Origin of the sequence: Halorubrum sp. GN11_10-6_MGM (assembly GCF_005435165.1) — an archaeon.
Classification (GTDB): Archaea; Halobacteriota; Halobacteria; order Halobacteriales; family Haloferacaceae; genus Halorubrum.
The window spans coordinates 42,742-61,464 of sequence record NZ_SGUC01000010.1 but is presented as its reverse complement, the minus strand read 5'-3'; the positions used below and the strand labels follow the sequence as shown (position 1 = coordinate 61,464).

Annotated in this window: 19 protein-coding genes; 14 read left to right on the top strand and 5 right to left on the bottom strand. The window is 70.7% G+C overall.

All coding sequences use genetic code 11. From position 1 onward, the window contains the following. Positions 1-1,701, top strand: coding sequence for a methylmalonyl-CoA mutase (locus EXE46_RS07220; RefSeq protein ID WP_137687753.1), 1,701 nt, complete (start codon positions 1-3; stop codon positions 1,699-1,701). A gap of 40 nt (positions 1,702-1,741) precedes the next feature. Here EXE46_RS07220 and EXE46_RS07215 read toward each other — a convergent pair whose 3' ends face one another. Next, complete coding sequence (locus EXE46_RS07215; RefSeq protein WP_137687752.1) at positions 1,742-1,978, bottom strand: hypothetical protein; 237 nt, start codon at positions 1,976-1,978, stop codon at positions 1,742-1,744. A gap of 124 nt (positions 1,979-2,102) precedes the next feature. On the opposite strand from EXE46_RS07215, the gene EXE46_RS07210 reads away from it, so the two are divergent. The 13 genes from EXE46_RS07210 to EXE46_RS07150 all read left to right on the top strand — a co-directional run bounded on the left by EXE46_RS07210 (position 2,103) and on the right by EXE46_RS07150 (position 15,931). Then, positions 2,103-2,879: a 4-phosphopantoate--beta-alanine ligase gene (locus EXE46_RS07210; protein ID WP_137687751.1), complete on the top strand. Its 777-nt coding sequence runs from the start codon at positions 2,103-2,105 to the stop codon at positions 2,877-2,879. Positions 2,880-3,013: 134 nt separating this feature from the next. Continuing rightward, positions 3,014-3,463 (top strand): Lrp/AsnC family transcriptional regulator, encoded by a 450-nt coding sequence (locus EXE46_RS07205; protein ID WP_137687750.1) that lies wholly within the window; start codon positions 3,014-3,016, stop codon positions 3,461-3,463. 81 nt (positions 3,464-3,544) lie between these two features. After that, positions 3,545-4,702 (top strand): DUF63 family protein, encoded by a 1,158-nt coding sequence (locus EXE46_RS07200; protein WP_137687749.1) that lies wholly within the window; start codon positions 3,545-3,547, stop codon positions 4,700-4,702. A gap of 468 nt (positions 4,703-5,170) precedes the next feature. Beyond that, complete coding sequence (gene coaBC, locus EXE46_RS07195) at positions 5,171-6,340, top strand: bifunctional phosphopantothenoylcysteine decarboxylase/phosphopantothenate--cysteine ligase CoaBC (RefSeq protein ID WP_137687748.1); 1,170 nt, start codon at positions 5,171-5,173, stop codon at positions 6,338-6,340. 207 nt (positions 6,341-6,547) lie between these two features. Beyond that, positions 6,548-7,843: a monovalent cation/H+ antiporter subunit E gene (locus EXE46_RS07190; protein ID WP_137687747.1), complete on the top strand. Its 1,296-nt coding sequence runs from the start codon at positions 6,548-6,550 to the stop codon at positions 7,841-7,843. Next, complete coding sequence (locus EXE46_RS07185; RefSeq protein WP_053772262.1) at positions 7,840-8,145, top strand: cation:proton antiporter; 306 nt, start codon at positions 7,840-7,842, stop codon at positions 8,143-8,145. The genes EXE46_RS07190 and EXE46_RS07185 overlap by 4 nt, the downstream gene beginning before the upstream one ends. Continuing rightward, on the top strand, positions 8,142-8,474 hold the full coding sequence (gene mnhG, locus EXE46_RS07180) for a monovalent cation/H(+) antiporter subunit G (RefSeq protein ID WP_137687746.1): 333 nt from the start codon (positions 8,142-8,144) through the stop codon (positions 8,472-8,474). Before EXE46_RS07185 ends, mnhG begins: the two co-directional genes overlap by 4 nt. After that, complete coding sequence (locus EXE46_RS07175; RefSeq protein WP_137687745.1) at positions 8,471-9,067, top strand: DUF4040 domain-containing protein; 597 nt, start codon at positions 8,471-8,473, stop codon at positions 9,065-9,067. The genes mnhG and EXE46_RS07175 overlap by 4 nt, the downstream gene beginning before the upstream one ends. Continuing rightward, positions 9,064-9,798, top strand: coding sequence for an MnhB domain-containing protein (locus tag EXE46_RS07170; protein WP_137687744.1), 735 nt, complete (start codon positions 9,064-9,066; stop codon positions 9,796-9,798). Before EXE46_RS07175 ends, EXE46_RS07170 begins: the two co-directional genes overlap by 4 nt. Further along, positions 9,798-10,337 (top strand): cation:proton antiporter subunit C, encoded by a 540-nt coding sequence (locus tag EXE46_RS07165; protein ID WP_137687743.1) that lies wholly within the window; start codon positions 9,798-9,800, stop codon positions 10,335-10,337. Before EXE46_RS07170 ends, EXE46_RS07165 begins: the two co-directional genes overlap by 1 nt. Continuing rightward, positions 10,330-11,991: a proton-conducting transporter membrane subunit gene (locus tag EXE46_RS07160; protein WP_137687742.1), complete on the top strand. Its 1,662-nt coding sequence runs from the start codon at positions 10,330-10,332 to the stop codon at positions 11,989-11,991. Before EXE46_RS07165 ends, EXE46_RS07160 begins: the two co-directional genes overlap by 8 nt. Further along, positions 11,988-14,156, top strand: coding sequence for a cation:proton antiporter (locus EXE46_RS07155; protein WP_137687741.1), 2,169 nt, complete (start codon positions 11,988-11,990; stop codon positions 14,154-14,156). Before EXE46_RS07160 ends, EXE46_RS07155 begins: the two co-directional genes overlap by 4 nt. Then, a complete protein-coding gene (locus tag EXE46_RS07150) occupies positions 14,153-15,931 on the top strand; it encodes a Na(+)/H(+) antiporter subunit D (protein WP_137687740.1) in 1,779 nt (592 codons plus the stop codon). The genes EXE46_RS07155 and EXE46_RS07150 overlap by 4 nt, the downstream gene beginning before the upstream one ends. A gap of 27 nt (positions 15,932-15,958) precedes the next feature. Here EXE46_RS07150 and EXE46_RS07145 read toward each other — a convergent pair whose 3' ends face one another. From EXE46_RS07145 to EXE46_RS07130, 4 genes are all read right to left on the bottom strand, one after another. After that, positions 15,959-16,324, bottom strand: a complete 366-nt coding sequence (locus EXE46_RS07145; protein WP_137687739.1) for a hypothetical protein — start codon at positions 16,322-16,324, stop codon at positions 15,959-15,961. 45 nt (positions 16,325-16,369) lie between these two features. Beyond that, on the bottom strand, positions 16,370-16,723 hold the full coding sequence (locus tag EXE46_RS07140; protein WP_137687738.1) for a MarR family transcriptional regulator: 354 nt from the start codon (positions 16,721-16,723) through the stop codon (positions 16,370-16,372). A 73-nt stretch (positions 16,724-16,796) separates the two neighbouring features. Continuing rightward, on the bottom strand, positions 16,797-17,681 hold the full coding sequence (locus EXE46_RS07135; RefSeq protein WP_137687737.1) for a metallophosphoesterase: 885 nt from the start codon (positions 17,679-17,681) through the stop codon (positions 16,797-16,799). 124 nt (positions 17,682-17,805) lie between these two features. Then, positions 17,806-18,666 carry an NRDE family protein gene (locus EXE46_RS07130; protein WP_137687736.1) on the bottom strand — a complete coding sequence of 287 codons (861 nt, stop codon included), beginning with the start codon at positions 18,664-18,666 and terminating at the stop codon, positions 17,806-17,808. Positions 18,667-18,723: the final 57 nt, after the last annotated feature.

The following is an 18,723-nucleotide window of genomic DNA, read 5'->3' as shown; positions in this document are numbered from 1 at the left end:
ATGTACGACGACGAGGAGCTCTCCGCGATCCGCGAGGCGAAGGCGTCGTGGGAGGCGGAGACGCTCGACCCGACCCTCGACCGCCACGGGGAGCGAAGCGAACGGTTCGCGACCGTCTCGAACCGCGAGGTCGATCGGATCTACACGCCCGACGACGTCGCCGACCTCGACTACGAGGACGATCTGGGGTTCCCGGGCGAGTCGCCGTACACCCGCGGCGTCTACCCGACGATGTACCGCGGGCGGACGTGGACGATGCGGCAGTTCGCGGGGTTCGGCACCGCCGAGGAGACCAACGAGCGGTTCCGCTACCTGATCGACGAGGGGCAGACCGGGCTCTCGACCGCCTTCGACATGCCCTCGCTGATGGGGATCGACTCCGACGACGAGATGTCGCTCGGCGAGGTCGGCAAGGAGGGCGTCGCGGTCGACACGCTGCGGGACATGGAGATACTGTTCGACGGGATCGACCTCGCCGAGGTGTCGACCTCCTTCACGATCAACCCGAGCGCGCCGGTGATCTACGCGATGTACGTCGCGCTCGCGGACCGGCGCGGCGTCCCGCGCGAGGAGCTCAGGGGGACCCTCCAGAACGACATGCTCAAGGAGTTCATCGCGCAGAAGGAGTGGGTGGTCCCCCCGGAGCCCTCCCTCGATCTGGTGACGGATACGATCGAGTTCGCGGTCGCGGAGACGCCCAAGTTCAAGCCGATCTCCGTGTCGGGCTACCACATCCGGGAGGCGGGGTCGACCGCGGTCCAGGAGCTCGCCTTCACGCTCGCCGACGGGTTCGCCTACGTCGAGGCGTGCCTCGACCGCGGGCTCGACGTCGACGCGTTCGCCCCGCAGCTCTCCTTCTTCTTCAACTCGCACAACTCGCTGTTCGAAGAGGTGGCGAAGTTCCGCGCCGCCCGCCGGATCTACGCCAACGTGATGGAGGAGTGGTACGGCGCGGAGACCGAGGCGTCGAAGCAGCTGAAGTTCCACACCCAGACCGCCGGGCAGTCGCTGACGGCCCAGCAGCCGCTGAACAACGTCGCGCGCGTCACGATTCAGGCGCTCGCGGGCGTGCTGGGCGGCACTCAGAGCCTCCACACCAACTCCTTCGACGAGGCGCTCGCGCTCCCCTCCGAGCAGGCGGTGCGGGTCGCGCTCCGGACCCAGCAGATCATCGCCGAGGAGTCGGGCGCGGCCGACATCGTCGACCCGCTCGGCGGCTCCTTCGCGGTCGAGAGCCTCACCGACGAGACGGAGGCGGACGCGATGGCGTACATCGAGGAGATCAGAGAGATGGGCGACGGCTCCGTGCGCGACGGGGTCCTGCGCGGCATCGAGCAGGGGTACTTCCACCGCGAGATCCAGGAGTCGGCCTACGAGTACCAGGAGCGCGTCGACGAGGGCGAGGAGACGGTCGTCGGCGTCAACGCCTACGCGATCGACGAAGACACCCGTCCGGATCTCTTGAAGATCGACGAGACCACCCGCGAGCGACAGCTCGCTCGGCTCGAATCGGTGAAAGACGAGCGCGACGACGACGCGGTCGCGGCCGCCTTGGACGACCTCCGCGACGCGGTCGCGGCCGGCGAGAACGCCATGCCCGAGATCGTCGCGGCGGTGAAGGCGTACGCGACGATGGGGGAGATCATGGAGGTGTTCGAGGCGGAGCACGGCACGTACCGCGAGCGGATCGGGGTCGCCTGAGCGTGTGAAAACGGGGAGGGGACCGACGGAGCGGACGGCGTCACGCCGTTTCGACCGGGCGAGCGGACTCCGCGCACCACGCGTTGCCCCGGCGGCCCGCCCGCCGGAGGTCGAGCTCGACGATCGAGCCGGCGTCGAGCGACGACAGCTCGGCCTCCACGTCGGGGTCGTCGTACTCGACGACGTACAGCGTCCCGTTGCGCGGGTACTCGCGGAGCGTTATCGCCCCGTGGTCGTTACACGCGTCGACGACCGTGTACTTGCCTGTGCGGTCCATCCCGTTCGCGCTACACAGTGAGTCGTGTTAACGGTTGTGTAGTCGAGGGTGGCGGGCGTGCGCCGCGATCGCCCGGGTCGCACGCGAACGGTCCATTTTAAACGGCGCGTCGCCTCGCTCGGGTATGACGGAGACGGAGATCCCCGAGGACCACCCGCGGTACGCGTCGCTCGTGACGCGCCACCGGATCGAGGCGGGCGTCGAGAAGGGGATCACCTCGAAGCAGGGACTGATCGCGCAGGGGCGCGGCGAGGCGTTCGACTACCTCCTCGGGGAGCGCACGCTGCCGAGCGCCGACGCGGCGGCCCGGGCGGCGGCCGCGGCCCTCCGTCTCGCCGACCACCCCGTGATCTCGGTGAACGGCAACGTGGCGGCGCTCGCGCCGAGCGAGACGGTCGACTTTGCGGAGGCGGTCGGGGCGGATCTGGAGGTGAACCTCTTCAACCACACCGACGAGCGCGTCCGCCGGATCGCCGACCACCTCCGCGACCACGGCGCCGACGAGGTGAAGGGGCTCGCGGGAGACGGCGAGATTCCGGGGCTCGACCACGCGCGCGGCGTCGTCGACGCCGACGGGATCGAATCGGCCGACGTCGTCGTGGTGCCCTTGGAGGACGGCGACCGCGCCGCCGCGCTCGACGCGATGGGGAAAACGGAGATCGTGATCGACCTCAACCCCGGCAGCCGGTCGCCGCGGACCGCTGACGTGCCGATCATCGACAATCTGCTGCGCGCGGTGCCGAACGTCACCGACCACGCGCGAGACCTCGCGGACGCGACGCCCGCGGAGTTGGAGCGGATCGTCGACGAGTTCGACCCCGACGCCGCGCTCGACGCCGCTGAGGCGGCGATCCGCGACGGGTCGTTCGCCGACGAGGCCGACGAGACCGACGCCGAGTGAGGAGGGTTCCAGTACCGAGTGAGGAGGGCACCGGTACCGAGCGACGAGGGCGCGAGCATCGGGTGGCAGCGGGGTCGGCCGCCGCTCGCTCCGCTCGCCGGAAGGCAAAAGCGTGTGCCGCCCTAACGTGCGGTATGGAACTCGACGAGACGGACCGGGCGATCCTGCGAATCCTCCAGGAGGACGCGCGGACTCCGTTCTCGGAGGTCGCGCGACGGATCGACATGTCTAGCGCGACCGTCCACGACCGGGTCAGCCGCCTCGAAGAGGCCGGCGTGCTCCGCGGGTACCACGCCGACATCGACCCGAAGGCGGTCGGCTACGGCGTCGGCGCGTTCGTCGGGCTGCGCGTCGAACAGGGGCGCGAGGAGGACGCGCTCGAACGGCTCCGCGGCATCGACGGCGTGCGCGAGATCCACCTCACCACCGGCGAGTGGGACGTCATCCTCCGGGTCGTCGCGGCGGACACCGACCGGCTCCGAGAGCTGATGTTCGAGCGGATCGCGGAGACCGAGGGGTTCTCGCGCTCGCAGACGATGGTAATCCTCGGCACCGACTACGAGCAGCCCGGACCGCCCCTCTGAGCGCGCGCGGCGCCCAGCGATCGCCCCTCTGACCGTCTCGGGACCGGAACGCTCAACTCGGGACCTCCCCGAACGGTGACCATGAGCACAGCCGTCTCGGACGGGTTCGATCCGTCGCCGGAGCGCGCGTGGGCGGCCATCGTCGGCGGCGTCACGGCGCTTTTGGCGATCGGATCGATCGTCTTCCCGCGCGTCGTCTACGATCGGTTCCTCTGGCGCTACTTCTGGGGGCCGGTCGTCGCGGACGGCGAGGGCGCGCAGTGCGCGGTCCGCGAGCCCGGCGGCACCACGGAGCTGCTCGGCAGCAGCGCGGCGTGCGAGGCGGCGCGAAGCGCCGGCGAAGTCGTCGCGGCGCCGGGGTACACCACCTTCTCGACGGTGAGCTACGTGGTGATCCTGCTGGCGATGCTGGTCGGCGTCGTCTTCCTCCTCCGCCGGCTCGACATCGCGACGGAGCTCCGGTTCTTCTACGCGCTGTTCCCGTTCATGCTGTTCGGCGGGGCGATGCGGACGGTTGAGGACGCGGGCGTCGCCGCGACCGCGGCCGGCGTCGAACCGCTGATCGCCTTCCCGGCGAGCGCGGTCCTGATCAGCCCGTTCATCTACTTCACGGTGTTCCTGTTCACGCTCGCGTGCGTCCTGGCGGCCTACGGCCTCGAACGCCGCGGCGTCGTCGACGACTACGCGCGGCCGCTGTTCGCGTCGGGCGCGGCGGGGCTCGCGCTCGCCGTCGGCTACCTCTCGTACCTCGCCGCGACCACCGACTACGTCACCTTCTACCCGCAGGTGCTCGTGCCGACGCTCGTCATCGCGACCATCGCGACCGCGGGCACGTGGGCGCTGGCCACGCGCCGGATCGCGACGATCCGACAGGGCACGGGCGCGGCGGGGATCGTGATCATCTGGGGGCACGCGATCGACGGCGTCGCGAACGTGATCGGGCTCAACTGGATGCCCGCGCTCACCGGCACCGCGAACCTCGTCCCGAAACACGTCGTCAACGCGCTGATCGTCGACTGGACCGGGCGGCTGCTCCCGGAGTCGATCGTCTCCGTCACCGGCGACGCGTGGCCGTTCCTGCTGGTGAAGCTCGCGGCCGCGACGTTCGTCGTCTGGGTGTTCAACGGCGAGATGTACGAGGAGTCGCCGCGGTACACGCTGCTGCTGCTTATCACCGTGCTGGCCGTCGGACTCGGGCCGGGGACGCGGGACATGCTGCGCGCGACGTTCGGGGTTTAGAAGATGGGCTGTAATTTCATCGTTTGTTTATAAGTGGTTGCTATCGGCGACGCCTGTAGCGTCGCCGCAATCCGGACCACCCACTTATAAAAAGCTAACAGTGGATCGGCGGCGAAGGCGTCCAAAGCCCCAGCCGGGAGGGCGGCGCACGCTCGCTGCGCGCTTCAGTCGCTCACTTCGCTCACTCCTTCCAGTGCTTGCGTCGCCTGCGCCGCCCTCCCGGCTGCCCCTTTGAGTCCCACCAGCCCCGCACAGCACCGTAGCCTCACGCCTCCCCAGCCTCGTCGGCGGCTCCCGTTGGTCGCCGCCGACTCCCTCGCGCGTGCTGCTCGGCCGCTTCGCGGCCTCGCAGGCACGCGCCACCGCCGACTATTTACAAATGGTTTCGGAGAACTCTCCAAGACCGCTCACCCCATCCCACTCCGCAACGACATCTTATAAGCCGTCGCGGCGGGAACGGACTCGGTAATGCTGGACGGGGTCAACGTCGCGCTCGGCGTCTCGGGGAGCATCGCGGCGGTGAAGGTCGTCGAACTCGCGCACGAACTGCGCCGGCACGGCGCGAGCGTCCGGGCCGTCATGTCCCCGGCGGCGACGAACATCGTCCACCCGTGGGCGGTCGACTTCGCCACCGACGAGCCCGTCGTCACCGAGATCACCGGCGACGTGGAGCACGTCGAACTCTGCGGTCGCGAGGGCTGGGCCGACGTCCTGCTGTTGGCCCCGGCGACCGCGAACACGGCGGGGAAGGTCGCGGCCGCGGTCGACGACACCCCCGTCACGACCTGCGCGACGACGGCCTTGGGCGCGGACGTGCCGGTCGTGATGGCGCCCGCGATGCACGAGCCGATGTACGACCACCCGGGCGTCCTCGACGCGCTCGACAAGCTGGAGTCGTGGGGCGTGCGCTTCGCCGATCCCCGGGTCGAGGAGGGGAAGGCGAAGATCGCCGCCGAGGAGGATATCGTGACGGAGGTCGCCCGCGCGACGACGCCGCAGACCCTCGCTGGGACGCACGTCGTCGTCACCGCGGGCGCGACGAAGGAGCGGATCGACCCGATCCGCATCCTGACGAACCGCGCCTCTGGCAAGACCGGTCGAGCGGTCGCGCGGGCGTGTTACGTCCGCGGCGCGCGAGTGACGCTCGTTCAGGACGGCCCCGAGGTCCCCTACGCCGACGTGGTGTCGGTCGAGACCGCCGACGAGATGATGGACGCCTGCCGCCGGACGGCGGCGACCGCGGACGCGCTGATCTCCGCGGCCGCCATCTCCGATTTCACCGCCGACGCCGTCGACGAGAAGATCCGGTCGGGGTCGCCGCTGTCGGTCGAGTTGGAGCCGACGCCGAAGCTCATCGACTCGGTGCGCGAGGCGTACCCCGACCTGCCGATCGTCGGGTTCAAAGCCGAGACGTCGGGCGACGACGCGGCGATGGTCGCGGAGGCCGAGCACATCCGCGACCGCGTCGGACTCGCGTTCGTCGTCGCGAACGACGCGAGCGTGATGGGCGACGACGAGACGCGCGTCCTCCTCGTCGGGGGGGAGGGGACCGAACCCGAGGAGGCGGTCGGGTCGAAGAACGCGGTCGCGGGGCGCATCGCCGACCGCCTCGCGGCGACGCTCGACGCGGCGGCGTGAGCGGCGATCCGAGCCGTCGCCCCGTGGATCGCCGCTCGACGCGTCCCGCGAGGGCCGGCGAGCCCGGCGACTCGCGCGGCTCGTATCGCCCGCCCCCGGCAGGGTTACCGCGGATACAAACTGTTTTGGGGCGGTAGAGTAACCACACGGGTAGAACATTCATGTGTAACGAGACGGTCACGCACGACCCCGTGGGAGGTGTGGTGGGTGGCTGACACCGATCCGCCGGCCGGCGGCGCCGACCCCGACGCGACCGCGACGGCCGATTCCGGTGCGGGCGCGACGGTCGGTTCCGGCGCGGGCGCGGCGGCCGAGTCCGGCGATGCGTCGGAGACGGACGCGGAGTCCGACTCGGCGGCGGGCGCGGTGATCGTCCCGGTCGAACCGACCTCCACGCTCCGCTCGACGATCGCCCACGTCGCGGCGAGTGCGGCCGAAGACGGCGCTTCCGCGATCCACCTCGTCGAGATTGCCTCGTGGCGCGACGGGGACCCGGAGAGCGACGACCGGGCCGCCGCGGCCGAGCGCGTGCTCGAACGCGTCTCGGCGTGGACGACCGCGGACCTCGACGACTCGGAGGCGCCCGGCGCCGCCGACGTCGAGGTGGTCACGGCGGTGCTCGGCGCGGACGACTACCTGTTCGGCGCGGACGACTACGTCCGCGTCCTCGCGGAGTACGCCGAGGCCAACGGCGCCGACCGCGTCGTCTTGGACCCCGAGTACACCCCGGTCGGCAACACCACGCTGCTCCAGCCGCTGGAGTTCGCGCTCTCGAACACGCCGCTGTCCGTCGAGACCGCGCCGGTCGACCGGCCGACGCGCCGCGAGCGGTTCCGGACCGAAGCGACCACTGGCCGGTTCGTGGCACTGTTCGGACTGTCGCTGGCGTTTTACCTCCTGTTAGGTGATCCGACCTACTGGTTCGACGTCGTGACGGGCGTCGCGACCGCTGCGGTCGTGTCGACCGTCCTCTCACGGGTGAGCCTCGACTCGAACCCGGCGATCCCGCGGACGCCGATGCGAATCGTTCGGGGGGTCATCTACCTCCCCGTGCTGTTGTTCGAGATCCTGAAGGCGAACCTCGTCGTCGCCCGCGTCATCCTCGACCCGCGGCTCCCGATCGAGCCGACGATGAACCGGATGCGCGTGATCGTCGGCAGCGGTCTGCCGCTGATGACGCTGGCGAACTCGATCACGCTGACGCCCGGCACGCTCACGGTCCGCGCCCGGGACAGCGACCTCTACGTCCACTCGCTCCTCCCGTGGGCCCGCGAGGGGCTGTTCGACGGCTCCCTCGAGCGGTGGACGCGCTTCGTCTACTACGGGCGCCGGTCGGCGCGCCTGCCGACCCCCCGCGAGCGCGACGACGTCGCGATCCTCCAGGGCGACGACGCGACGGAGGAACTGCCGATCGCCGCCGCCGACGGCGGCGCGGTCGACGCGGACGGCGAGACCGAGTCGACTGCGGACCCGAGTGACGCCGACGGGGTGACGGACCGATGAGCCTCGTGGACGCCCCGCTCGCGGCCGGCTACACCCTCGGCGACTTCCTGCTCGTCGCGGCCGCCGGCTTCGCCGTCCTCGCGGTCGGCATGCTCTACCGCGCGGTCGTCGGGCCGACGATGCAAGACCGGGTGCTGGCGGTGAACGTCCTCGGGACGAACACCGTCGTCATCCTCGCGATCCTCGGCGCCGCGCTCGGCGAGCCGACGTTCCTCGACATCGCCCTGGTGTACGCGCTGCTCAACTTCCTGATGGCCATCGCCATCTCGAAGTTCACCGTCGAACGGGGTGGTGTGCTGTGACCGCGGCGACGCTGGAGGCGGCCCGCGTGTGGCTGGTCGTCGCGCTCACGCTGCTCGGGCTGTTCTTCTCGTTCGTCTCGATGGTGGGCGTGCTCCGGCTGCCCGACGTGTACTCGCGGGCGCACACCGCCTCGCAGGCCGACACGCTCGGCGCGGGCTTCGGGCTCGCGGCGGTCGCGCTCACCGTCGGACTGGCGGGCGCCGGCTTCAAGTCGGTCCTCCTGCTGTTCTTCATCTTCGTGACGAACCCGACCGCGGCCCACGCCATCGCGCGGGCCGCCTTCGAGGAGGGAATCGTCCCGTGGATCGAGGGGGATGATCGGCGATGACGGGCGCGATAGCCGGCGTCGCGTCCGGTCCGCTCGGCGCCCCGGTGGTCGCACAGGTCACCGCCATCGAGGCGAGCCTGTTCGTCTTCGTCGTGTTGACCGCGCTGTTCACGGCGCTCGCGCGCGACGTGCTCGCGGCGGTGATCATCTTCGGCGCGTACAGCCTCGGGATGGCGGCGCTGTACACGTTCTACCGCGCGCCCGACGTGGCGATGACGGAGGCCGCCATCTCCGCGGGCGTGACTACCGTGCTGCTGCTCCTCACCCTCGCGAAGACGACCCGCATCGACCACGAGGCCGCCTTCGAGTCCGTGAACCTGCCCGCCGCGGGCGCGGTCGGGCTGTTGTTCGCCGGGCTGATGCTCACGATGGCCGACATCCCGGCGGTGGGCTCGCGGGACGCGCCGATCTGGTCGAACCCGGACGTGAGCCAGTGGTACATCGCGCAGACGTACGCGGAGACGCACGTCGAGAACACGGTGATGGCGGTGCTGGCGGCGTTCCGCGGCTTCGACACCTTCGGCGAGGCGGTCGTCGTGTTCGCGGCCGGGATCGCCGCCCTCATCGTCCTCCACCGGGAGGTGTTCGCATGAGCGGTACAGGTTCCGGTCCCGGCGGGGACGCCGAGACCACTTCCGACGGCGGCTTCGGTCGGGACAGGCCCCAGCGCAGCGACGGCCGACTCGACTCGGAGCGCCGGCAGGGGACACCGTACACGGAGAGTCAGGTGATCATGCCGACGGTGAAGATCGTCGCGCCGTTCGCGTTCACCTACGGACTGTTCGTCACCTTCCACGGCGCCGGCTCGCCCGGCGGCGGATTCCAGGGCGGCGCGATCGTGGCCGCGGTCGTGTTCATGATCGCGTTCGCCTTCGGGATCGAGGCCACCCGCCAGTGGCTCGCGAACGCCGCCGTCGTCGCGCTCGCGGTCGGGGGCACGCTCGTGTTCGCCGGGATCGGCCTCGTCCCGGTCGCGCTCGGCGGCGCGTTCCTCCAGTACGAACTGCTCCCGATCCCCGACCCCGTGAAGTACGGGATGGAGGGCGTCGAGATCCTCGGGATCGGCACCATCGTCGCCGGCGTCCTGATCGGGCTGTTCTTCGTCCTCGCGAAGGGGTTCAGCGACGCGGGCGGGTTCGGCGACGGGGGCGCCTTCGACGACGAGGTCGGAAACGAGCCGGACGTCGGTGACGGCAACGAAAGTGACGACGGCGAATCGACCGGCGACGACGGCAACGAGACCCGCGACGACAACGGGACCGACGACGGCCAGTCCGCCGCCGGGGCTACGGGCCCGGCCGCGACCGACGGGGGTGAGCGATAGTGCTCGCGCTCGTCGACGACCTCGACGCCGTCGGAATCAGCGCCTCGGCGCTCGCCTCGGCCGGCGGCGCCGTCGACGTCCTCGCGACGCGACACGCGTACGTCGCGTTCGCGCTGCTGTTGTGTATCGGCCTCTACATGATGATAGCGAATCCGAACCTCGTGAAGAAGATCATCGGACTCAACCTGTTTCAGACGGCGATATTCCTGCTGTTCATCGCCTCGGCGTACGTCGAGGGCGGATCGATCCCGATCGTCCCGACGGGCGGTCCGGACGGCGGGCTCTACGTGAGTCCGCTGCCGCACGTGCTCGTCCTCACCGCCATCGTCGTCGGGGTGAGCCTCACCGCTGTCGGGCTCGCGCTGTGTATCCGGATCTACGACGAGTACGGCACGCTCCGGACCGACACGCTCCGCGAGCTGCTCCGCGACGAGGGGTCGATCCCGTCGCGACGGTCGGCGGAGGCAGCGAACTCGGACGGGACGCCCGCCGCCGGGGCGTCGAGCGCGCCCGATTCGGGAGGTGAGACCGATGACTGACGTCCTCCTGCCGCTCGCGGTCGTCGTCCCCATCCTGGCGGCGACGCTGCCGCTGGCGCTCGGGCTCCGGTACGACCGCGTCGGCTGGCCGATCGCCGCGGTCGGCACGACGGCCGTGGCCGGAATCGCGGCGGCGATCGCCGCGGAAGTGGTGTTCAACGGCCCCTTCGACCACGCGCTGGGCGGGTTCCTCCCGCCGGTGGGGATCGAGCTCGTCGCCGACCGGCTGTCGGTGGCCGTGCTGTTGCTCGTGGCCGCGGTGTCGGTTGCGACGCTCGCGTTCGCCCGCGTCGCCGGGCCGCGGGGGAACGCCTTCTACAGCGCCTACCTCCTGTTGGTCGGCGGGCTCGTCGGGATGACGCTCACCGGGGACATGTTCAACCTGTTCGTGTTCCTCGAGATCACCGGGCTCACGACGTACGCGCTCATCGCCTCGGACCGCTCGGGAGCGAGCGCGTACGCCTCGCTGAAGTACCTCGTCGTCGGCACCGTCGGCGCCTCGCTGTACCTGCTCGGCGTCGGCTACGCCTTCCTCGCGACGGGGACGCTGAACATGCTCGATCTCCAGGCGCAGATCGTCGCGCAGGCGGGCTACGGCGACCCGCTGGTCCGCGCGAGCTACGCGTTCATCGCCATCGGACTCGCGCTGAAGATCGCCATCTTCCCTGTCCACTCCTGGCAGCCGGACGCCTACCAGCGCGCGCCGGACTCGGTCACGACGATCGTTGCCGCGCTGGTGTCGACGACGAGCGCGTACGCGCTGATCCGCGTGACCTACACCGTGTTCACGGTCGACTTCCTCGCGGCCAACGAGGGGATCGCGACCACGCTGCTCGTCGTCTCGACGGTCTCGATCGTCGCGGGCTCCGCGCTCGCGGCGATACAGTCCAACCTCAAGCGGATGTTCGCGTACTCCTCGGTCGCGCAGTTCGGCATGATCGGCGCGGCGATCGCGCTCGCGAACGAGACCGCGCTGCTGGGCGGAATCGTCCACCTGATCGGCCACGGGATCATGAAGTTCGGGCTGTTCCTCGGGATCGGGCTGCTCGCGCTCGGCTACGGCACCGGGGAGATCGAGGACCTCGCGAGCGCCGCGCGCGCGGCCCCGTACACGTCGGGCGCGGTGGCCGTCCTCGGGCTCGCCCTGGTCGGTATCCCGCCGTCGATCGGGTTCCTCGGCAAGTGGTACATCGGCGTCGGCGCGGTCGACGCCGGGCTCGGCGGCGGCCCGATCGGGATCGCGGTCGCCGCGGCGATATTCGTCAGCACGCTGTTCACGCTGTCGTACGTCGCGCGACTGTTAGAGCGGTTCTACTTCGCCGGCGCCGGGCTCCCCGGCGACCACGGCGAGGTACCCGGCGCCGGCGGTGACGGCGCGGCGGCGACCGATGGGGGCCGCGCAGATGACGACGCGGCGACCGACGGCGGCGACGACGCCCCGGCTGACGGCGGCGAGCGGTCCGTCGCGAAGACGGCGGACGGGCTGCCCGCGCCCGTCAAAGGCGCGCCGCGGTCGTCGATCGTCCCCGACCGGGTGCCGACGGCCCCGCTCCTGGCGCTCGGGCTGGCGGCCCTTGTGACGGTCGCGCTCGGCTTCGGCGGCTTCGCGCTCGCGGCGTGGTTCGAACCGTTCCTCGCGGAGGTGTTCGCATGACAGACGTCATTCTCTCAGACCCACGACCCCTGCTGGCGGTCCTCGTCTCGTTCGTCGCGGCGTTTTTCATCGTCGCGTCGCACCGCTCGCCGAACGTCCGCGAGGGGTGGACGCTCGTCGCGTCGCTCGCGAAGTTCGGCATCGTCGCGTCGATGTTGCCGGCGGTGCTCAACGGGCGCGTCTTCGAGTGGTCTGCCGGGGCGTTCCTCCCCGGGATCGGCGCGCCGATCGAGTTCGCCCTGCGGGCGGACGCGCTCGGCATGCTGTTCGCGTTCCTCGCGAGCGGGCTGTGGATAATCACCTCCTTCTACAGCATCGGCTACATGCGCGGCCTCGACGAGCCCAACCAGACCCGGTACTTCGCGGCGTTCGCGGTGTCGCTGGCCGCGACGATGGGGATCGCGTTCGCCGGCAACCTCGTGACGATCTTCGTCTTCTACGAGCTGCTGTCGATCGCGACGTACCCGCTCGTCGCGCACGACGAGACGGCCGAGGCGCGCTCGGCCGGCCGCAAGTACCTCGCGTACACGATGTTCGGCGGCGGCGTTCTCGTGTTGGCGGGCACCGCGCTCGTCTACCTGCTCGCCGGCAACGTCGACTTCACCGCGGGCGGCATCGCGGAGCTCGCGAACGCCGACCCCGGGCTGGCGATGCTCGCCTTCTTCCTGCTCGCGATCGGGTTCGGCGTGAAGGCCGGGATCATGCCGCTCCACCAGTGGCTCCCCGAGGCGATGGTGGCGCCGACGCCCGTCTCCGGCCTGCTCCACGCGGTCGCCGTCGTCAAGTCGGGCGCGTTCGGCGTCTCGCGTGTCGTCCTCGACGTGTTCGGCCCAGAGCTGGTGTTCGACCTCTCGCTTCCCTTCGGCTTCACCGCCGGACTCGCCCTCTCGACGATCGGCGCGATCACGCTCACCGCGGCCTCGCTCATCGCCCTCCGGAAGGACCACCTGAAGCGCCGGCTCGCCTACTCGACGATCAGCCAGCTGAGCTACATCATCCTCGGGCTGGGGCTGTTCGGCTGGTACGGGCTCGTGGGCGCGCTGCTCCACATCCCGGCGCACGCGTTCATGAAGCTCACCCTGTTCTTCTGTGCGGGCAACATCCACGTCGAGACCCACACCGACTACATCTCGCAGATGGCGGGGATCGGCAAGCGGATGCCGCTGACGATGGGGGCGTTCACGGTCGCCTCGCTGGGGATGGCGGGGATACCGCTGCTCGCCGGCTTCGTCAGCAAGTACTACATGCTGATCGGCGGGGTTCGGATGGGGATGAACTTCACCCCGGTCGCGTACTACCTCGCCGGCGCGCTCCTCCTCTCCGGCGTCCTCAACATCGCCTACTTCTGGCCGGTGATCTACACCGCCTTCTTCGAGGCGGAGGACGCCCACGACGCGAAACCCCTCGTCGACTTCCCGCTCGGCGGGGAGTCGCGGTCGATCGTCGCGGCGACAGACGGTGGCCGCGCAGACGGCGACGCGGCGACCGACGGTGGCCGCGCAGGTGACGACCCCGACAAGGGAGATGACGACGATGAATCCGGCGACGAGGTCGACGACATCGTCGCGGACGCGGACGGCTCGGCACCCGACGACTCGACGCCCGACGCCGCCGACGGCGTCGACGAGTCGGCGGTGCCGGACGCCGACCTCGACGACCTCCCGACCGACGAGGAGGGCGTCGTCCGGCCGGACTTCGCGGCGAGCGAGCGCGACTTCTCGGAGCCGGTCGAGCGCGTCGACACGGGCGACTACGCGGTCGATCAGCGCCCGTCCGACGCGGACGTGCCGTTCGGTCCGGGGCGCGGCGACGCGAGCTCGACCGACGCGAGTTCGACGGCCGCCGTCGAAGCGGACCGCGGCGCCGACGAGGCCCGCGGCCCGGACGATCCGCACGGCGACCACGACGACGACCCGCACGGCGGGCACGACGCCGACACGCACGACGACGGCCATCACGGCGGTCCGCCGGCGGGCGGCTGGGAGCACATCGCGGGGCTCGCCGCCCTCCGCGGGCGCGAGTCGACGTGGTTCACGCTCGGGCCGATCCTCGCCGCGATGACGCTCGCGGTGTTGCTCGGCGTGATCCCCTACGAGATGGGCTTTCTGGAGCTGATAGAGCTCATCGTCGACACGCGGCTCCCTGAGGGGGTGGTGCGCCCGTGACGGTGCCTACCGACCTCCTCGCGTCGATTCCGCCGTACGTCCTGGTCGCGTTCGCGGCGCTGGCGGTGCTGGCGCTGCCGCGGCGGGCGGGGCACGCGGTCGCCGCGCTGGCGACGGCGTTCGCGTTCGCGCAGGCGGTGCTGCTCGGCGACGGCGGCACCGGCGCGCACCTCGCGACGACGTTCCTCGGCTTCGACGTCGTCTTCTTCAACGTCGACCAGTTCTCGCTGCTGATGGGGGTCGTCGTCGGCTTCCTCGCGACCGCGGCCGTGCTGTACGCCTACGGCAGCGAGGCGCCGACGTGGATGACGGCGTTCGCGATGCTGTACGTCGCCACGACCCTCGGAACGATCTACGCCGGCGACTGGCTCACGCTGGTCTTCTTCTGGGAGCTGACGGCGGTCACCTCGACGCTGCTCGTCTGGCAGCACGGCGGTGCGGCGGTGCGGGCGGGCTACCGCTACGCGCTGTTCCACGGGACCGGCGGGACGATCCTGCTCGCCGCCGTCGTCGTCCACTTCGTCCACGCCGAGACGTTCCTCTTCTCGGCGACGGCCGGCATTCACCCGGCGGCGACGGTGTTGGCGGCGATCGGGATCGGGATCAACTGCGGGTTCGTCTTCCTCCACAGCTGGCTGCCGGACACCTACCCGCGCCCGCACGTCGCGGCGTCGGTGTTCCTCTCGGTGTTCACGACGAAGACCGCGGCGTACGTGATGTACCGCGCGTTCCCCGAGGGCGGCATGTGGCTCGCCTACCTCGGCGGGTTCATGGCGGTGTACGGCGCGTTCTTCGCGCTGCTCCAGTACGATCCGCGGCGCCTGCTGTCGTACCACATCCAGGCGCAGCTCGGCTACATGCTCGCCGGGTTCGGGCTCGCCACCGCCGTCGGCGAGTTCGCCGTCGTCGGTGGGTTCGCGCACCTGTTCAACAACGTCCTCTACAAGAGCCTCCTGTTCATGGCGGTCGGCGTCGTGGTGTACCGGACCGGCGTCGAGGACATCCGCGAGATGGGCGGGCTCTGGCGCGTGATGCCCGTCACCTTCTTCGTCTACCTCGTCGGCGCGGCCTCCATTACCGCGGTGCCGGGGTTCAACGGCTTCATCTCGAAGGGGATGGTGCTCGACTCCGCCCACGAGGTCCACAACTACGTCCTGCTGCTGGACGGCGGGCTGCTCTGGTGGCTGCTCGTCCTCGGCGGGGTCGGGACGTTCATGTCGTTCATCAAGCTCGGCTACTACGTGTTCTTCCACGGATCGGCGACGCTGACGCCCGACGACGCCACGCCGTTCCAGACGATCGGGATGGTGCTGGCCGCGGGCGCCTGCGTCTTCTTCGGCGTCTTCTACACGCAGCTGATCGAGCTGATGCCGTTCACGGACCTCATCCTCAGCGACGAGGTCTACTTCAAGCCGTACAGCCAGAGCCACCTGACCGAGAGCGCCGCGCTGCTGGTCGCCGGCTTCGTCGGCTTCTTCACCCTCAAGCGCCCGCTCGGCTGGCTCGCCCACCGGATGCCCGACGTCGACCGCGTGCTCTTCCCGGCCGCCTTCTACCTCGGCCGCGGCTCGGTGTGGGGGGTCACGGAGCTGTGGGCCGCCGTCGACCGCGCGACGATGGCGGTCGCGGGCGCGGCGATGCGGACCGCGTCCGACCCGCGCGAGGCGCTCTCCCGCGCCGGCGTCGACGTCGAGATCCGCGCCGGGATCGGTCGGAGCGTGCTATTCCTGACGCTCGCGGCCGGGGTTGCGCTGGTCGCCTTCCTGCTGGTCTGACCGGCGGCAGCGTCGCTCCGGCGCGGATCACTCCCCGCCCGTCCGGTCGTCGTTTCGCCGTGCCTGTCCGCTGAGCGTGAGGAAGCCGACCGCGCCGAAGAACGCGACCACGAAGCCGGTGACCGCGGGGCCGCCGTCGCCGGCGTACTCGGCGAACAGCAGCGGTGCGACGCTCACGCCGAAGAGGCCGAGTCCGTAGCCGATTCGGTCGGTCCGGTCCTCGAACCGCGGCGCCGCCGCGAGCAGCGAGACGTCCCGTGCGAGGTAGAAGTACGCCGCTCCGACGTAGACGGCGCTCGTGGCGAGGGCGGCCGGGACGGAGGGGACGAGAGCGTAGACGCCGGCGCCGACGAGGAGGCCGACGGCGACGGCGAGCGGGAGGGAGCGTTTCACGGACTCCAATTCGGTGGAAAACGGATACAGGCCGCGGGCGACCGCTCAGTACTCCTCGTACGCGAGGTTCATCATCCACTGCGAGAAGGCGTCGGCCTGCGGGTCGACCTCCTCCTCGCCGATGAACGGCGAGAGCATGTCGTCGGCCATCAGCAGCGAGAAGTCGAGGTCGCGCGGCGCGGGCTCCAAGTAGAAGGTGTTGTGGCCGTCGTAGACGGTGTCCTCTCGCTGGATGAGTCCCGACTCCTCTAACGCCTCGGCGACGCGACTCCCCTTCCGCGAGGAGACGTCGAGTTCCTTCCAGAAGTCGCTCTGGTGGATCCCACCGGTCTCGCGGATGAGTTCGAGGCCGGCGCGCTCGTCCGCCGACAGGTCGGACTCGATTTCGGACGCGCTCATAGTCTCACACGCCTCCCGAATCGCTTAAAACTGGCTTTCCGGTCCCACTCGCCTCACCCGCGCCGGCGCCGTCTCACAGACGGCTGAACGCGAACTCCCCGCGAGCCGGATCCAGCGAGACGACACCCATACCGCGGAAGCCGAGGTTGAGCAGGTGCGGGCGACCGTCCCTCCCTCCGCCGGGGTCGTACCCGAACGCGTGCGAGTGGCCGCTGAACGCGGCGAACACGTCGTGGTCCCGGATCGCGAGCGCGAGCGCGATCGATCCGGTGTGGAGGAGCTCCCGGTCCGTCTCTCGCGTGCCGACCGCGTGGTGGCGGTCGAACGACGTCCCGAACGGCGGCACGTGGGTCGCGAGCAGCGCGTCGGCGCGACCGCACAGGCGGTCCGACAGCCGCTCGTACCTCGCCTCGATCGTCTCGACGCCTCGGCGGAACGCGGTGGCCTCGCCGTCGGCGATCCCCAGCGACGCCGCGGCGTCCCGGATCGACGCCGACCCGCCGACGACGCGGTGGCACGCGTCCAGCAGGTCGTCGGCGATCCGGTCGGCGGCGTACCGCCGGTCCTCGCGGGGAGACGTTCGGGGGTCGAGCGCGTCGAACTCGGTCTGCGGGAGCGGCGGCGCGAGCGACCGGCGCTCGCAGCCCCAGCCGACGACCGTGAGGTCACCGAGCGTCCGGGCGCTCAGGTGTTCCGCGGTGGCGCCGGGGACAGGGGCAACCACGCCTTCCGGCATCGGCGCTGGGTCGTGGTTCCCCGGCACGTAGACGACCGGGATGTCCGTCGCGAGTCGTTCGATAAACCGGCGCGCCAGTTCGGCGTCGTCGTCGCCCGCCCGGTGCGTGAGGTCGCCGACGACGAGCGCGGCGTCGACGTCCTCGGGCGCCGACACCGCGTCGATGTCGTAGTCGCTGGCGGCGGGTTTTAGATGGAGATCGCCACAGACGAGGAGTCGCATCGTCCCGACGTTCGCGTCCGGGATGATAACGTTCTGGACTGCTTGCTACCGTGGCCCACTCTCGTTCCGCCTCTCGAAGACACCGGGCCCGCACGGAATCTCGCCGTGGGCCGGGTATTTCGGATCAGGCGTCGCCGACCGCGAACTCCTCGGGGAGCCCGACCCGTTCCGTCGGCGTCTCGCAGGGCGGGCCGTCGGCGTACGCAATCTCGGGGGGCGAGCCGGTCCGGATACGGGTGAGCGACCGCGTGCCGAACTCGTCCCCGTGGAGACAGGCGCCGTACTCGTGGTCGGCGAGGACGCCGTTCGCGCGATCGAGCCACGACGCGCCCGACTCGCCCGGTTCCGGCACGAGCGCGCCCGCGATCCGTCTGGCGCTGTCGGCGCGTTCCTCGCCGAACGCGCGCCGGCGCTCGGGGACCGCGAACCGCTCCGCACCGTTGACCACGCCGCCGACGTTGCCGACGACGTGGACGCCGGGATCGAGTCGAGTCACGACGAGGCCGCCGTCGTACGTCAGCAGGAACGCGGCGCGGTCGTCTGCGAGGACGAGGTTGAACCCGTCGTACGCGCGCTTGTCGAGTTCGCGCTCGACCGCTCGCACCGCCGCCTCCGCGGAGGGCGCCGTCAGGCAGTCCCGGACGAGCAGCCCGCGCGACCGCTCGCCCTCGCGGTCGGCGTCGAGCCACCGATTCGTGACCGCGACGACGAGCCCCCCCTCGGAGACGCCGATCCACGTCCCGCCGGCCTCGGCGTCGCGCGGGGCCACGTACCGGACGAGGTCGTCGGTACCGTTGCCCGACTCGTCGTCTTCGCTTTTTTCGAGGTCGTCGCCCTCGCCGCCTTCGCTCCCGCCGTCGTCGTCACCGTCGCCGGTCCGCACCGCCGGCGGTTCGCTCGGCCGGTCGAGCGCCTCGTCGCGAGTGGCCGCGAGCGCGACGGGGGCGTCGCCGAACGCCCGCCACGCGAGAGTCAGGGTACACACGGTCGTCGGTACGCCGGACCGACTGAAAACTCCACGGGGGATCCGGAGCACGTGTTT